The sequence below is a fragment of the Streptococcus intestinihominis genome, assembly GCF_046824975.1.
Taxonomy (GTDB): domain Bacteria; phylum Bacillota; class Bacilli; order Lactobacillales; family Streptococcaceae; genus Streptococcus.
The window spans coordinates 232,043-234,753 of the sequence record NZ_JBKQBL010000003.1; the positions used below are offsets into that span (position 1 = coordinate 232,043).

The 2,711-nt window shown below is 44.5% G+C and carries 4 protein-coding genes and 1 pseudogene; all 5 read right to left on the minus strand.

What is annotated here, in order from left to right; all coding sequences use genetic code 11:
• Window positions 1–116 (minus strand): annotated as a pseudogene (locus tag ACLOR3_RS10725) (DUF7716 domain-containing protein); the annotation flags it as partial.
• A gap of 18 nt (window positions 117–134) precedes the next feature.
• The gene (locus ACLOR3_RS06305; protein ID WP_272078970.1) at window positions 135–554 is read right to left on the minus strand and encodes an SMI1/KNR4 family protein; all 420 of its coding nucleotides are present in this window, start codon (window positions 552–554) and stop codon (window positions 135–137) included.
• A gap of 175 nt (window positions 555–729) precedes the next feature.
• On the minus strand, window positions 730–1,428 hold the full coding sequence (locus ACLOR3_RS06310) for a 3-oxoacyl-ACP reductase (RefSeq protein ID WP_411400606.1): 699 nt from the start codon (window positions 1,426–1,428) through the stop codon (window positions 730–732).
• Window positions 1,421–1,657: a DUF2829 domain-containing protein gene (locus ACLOR3_RS06315; protein WP_000141913.1), complete on the minus strand. Its 237-nt coding sequence runs from the start codon at window positions 1,655–1,657 to the stop codon at window positions 1,421–1,423. Before ACLOR3_RS06315 ends, ACLOR3_RS06310 begins: the two co-directional genes overlap by 8 nt.
• A 103-nt stretch (window positions 1,658–1,760) precedes the next feature.
• The gene (locus ACLOR3_RS06320; protein ID WP_411400609.1) at window positions 1,761–2,591 is read right to left on the minus strand and encodes a hypothetical protein; all 831 of its coding nucleotides are present in this window, start codon (window positions 2,589–2,591) and stop codon (window positions 1,761–1,763) included.
• Window positions 2,592–2,711: the final 120 nt, after the last annotated feature.

Genomic DNA, 2,711 nt, shown 5'->3' on the forward strand with positions numbered 1-2,711 from the left:
GCTAGTGCCAGTTCTCCATCCTCCTTGCCATAGAGGCAAAAATCATCTGATACTAATTGATCCACGCGCACCTGCTCAATTATCTGCTCTAGTGAAAGTTCTTGGTGTTTTCGCATCCCTTCTCCTTTTTAATCTCACTCTTCAACAAAAGAGTTCAAAAATTCCTCAAAAGAAGCCCATTGACCGTAGATCTCAGCTGTTTCTTCTAGAACATAGAAATACACCTTGCCATAATCCTCTGCCCTTAAAGAAAGAGCATAGTTGCCCGATCCAGGATCATAGGCAAAATGGAGAAGATCTGTGGCCTTAAATCCCGCCGGTACAGCCTCATCGTCAAACCAAGTAAAAGACTTCTTCATCTCCTCCAGTGAATCAAAGGAATTGAAAGGAAAGAGATGACGGTCATCGTGAACACCCCTTACTTGGGGCTGGTCACCATTGTACTTGAGATAAAAATCCTTCATGGCTTCCGGCAATTTCTTTCCAAGAATCTCCTCAAATTGTAAAAAATCTTCGCTTGAAATAGCTGGATCTGTGTCTGTTAATACTAGCATCTCGTCTCCTTTTGAGTCTCTCTTCCCAAAGGCTTTTTTTATTTGACCTCCATATTACAGGTCCCTTTTAGGCTATCATACCATAAGATTCCTTTTCCATAAAGCTAAAATAGAAAATGAGCCCAGTGGTTTTACTAGACTCATTTCATCCTTATTATTTTACTTTTTTCAGCCCTTACTTCAAACTCCAACCACCATCAATCGTGAGGATCTGTCCTTGCATGGCAGATGCCTTCCCACTGGCCAAAAAGAGGCTGACTTCCGCCACTTCTTCTGGCTCTATCCAGCGCTTGATGGGCGTCTCACTGGCTACCCAGTCTGCTAAGCCACCTGGTTCAAAGTCCGCTGCGGTCATGCCTGTTTTGACAGCTCCCGGCGCGATGCCAAAGACTTGAATACCAGCTTTTGCATAATCTAAAGCCAGCTGCTTGGTAAAGCCTGCTAGGGCATGCTTAGAAGAGGTATAAGCGTGACCGCCACCTCCCGCTAGACTAGATGCAATGGAGCACATGTTGATGATAATACCTTGTTTCTTCTCCAACATTTGAGTCAGATAATGCCTTGTCAGCTCTACCGGAGTCACATAGTTGATTTCAATGATCTCCTGAATCTCCTGAGCGCTTTGCTCAAGGATCGGTTTGTAGTCATCCAATACCCCAGCCGTATTGCACAAGACGTCGACCTCAGGACACCAGTCAAAAATCGGCGTCAAATCAAGAGTTAAGTCCCGCTGCAAGAAGTGAACATCACCCGACAACTGGGGATCCGCTCCCTGGTCCACCCCATAGACCTGGTAGCCCTTTTCTAGAAAGAGGCGAGCTTGAGCCAGACCGATCCCGGAACTCACTCCCGTGATCAATACACGTCTAGTCATGGACTTCCACCCAATCTGTCGCTAGGACGTCACAAGGAGTTGGACTCCACATAGAGAACCCTTCCCCTTCACCAGAGACGTTAATGAGGAAATAAGGGGTCACTTCCAGAGCCACTCCATTTTGCTCGATGGTGTCAAAGAGTTGGACATAGTTCTCAGCACCACCCCAACCAGTACGTACATATTTCTTTTTTGCCTTTAGTCCAGGCAAGATTTCTTCGAATGTCATGATCTTCTCCTTTGATTCATACTCTCTTTCATTATAACAAAAATCAAGCTTTCTCGTTGTTTTTCAATTGCAAAAAGGAGGAGCCTCCTCCCCCCTTTTCACTCTATTCAGCATGTTCTGTCTTGTTCTTTTTCAAAGCGCGTATCGTGAACCAATAGTAAATCATCAATCCTATAACGATGATCACCGTCGGCAAAATGATGGTCATGCTGGAATTCTGAATCCCTTGTGACAAGGTCCAACGATGCAAGAATCCCACAACTAAGAAGGACAGAATAGGAAAGATGAAGGCACGAACAAACTCTTCTTTCCATTGCCACAGGATAAGACCTGCAGAAGCCCCTGTCATCAGGAAAGTATCCCATGGATTCGGTACCGTCAACCAGGCAAAAGCTGGCAAGAAACGGACCCCAACTATTTCACTGATAAAATAGATCCCCAGAACGAGAACAACTGCTACATAGATTGCTTTTTTTGACTTCTCTTCTGCAAAAATGAGGCGACGAAGGAGATAGAATAGTAACCCAACGGCCAAAAGTCCTAAAATACTATCCGTTAGATAGACGAGGGGCTTGAGAACCAGAACTGCTTGCGAAGCAAAATCACTTAAGAGGCGATAGAAAATCACAATTCCTGAGACGATTGCACTATATTTTAGAACAGATCGCGTAGATTCTTTGGGCATGTTCTCGATGATTTGGTCTGCCATTCCCTTAGGATCCTGTCCAAAATAGTCCTTGGCCGTCCATCCATCACCGTTTGCTTGCGAAAAATCCAGCGCTAGATTATAGACCTGCTCTCTTAGTGCTTTCTCCTCATATAAGAAGCCAGCGAAATTAAAATAATCCCAGAGATCTTGGAAATAAGCTTGGTCCTCCTGGCTAAAGGTTTGAACCAAAGACTGCGTTTCTTCATAATAAATAGCTGATGTCATGATGTTTCCCCTTCCTTTGGAGACGAAATACAATGAAGGACAAGACTAGTCCTATTAGAGGGAGTAGCCAGCGTAATAAATTAGCAGTTCCTGGATTCACAAAGCGAACACAGCATCCAG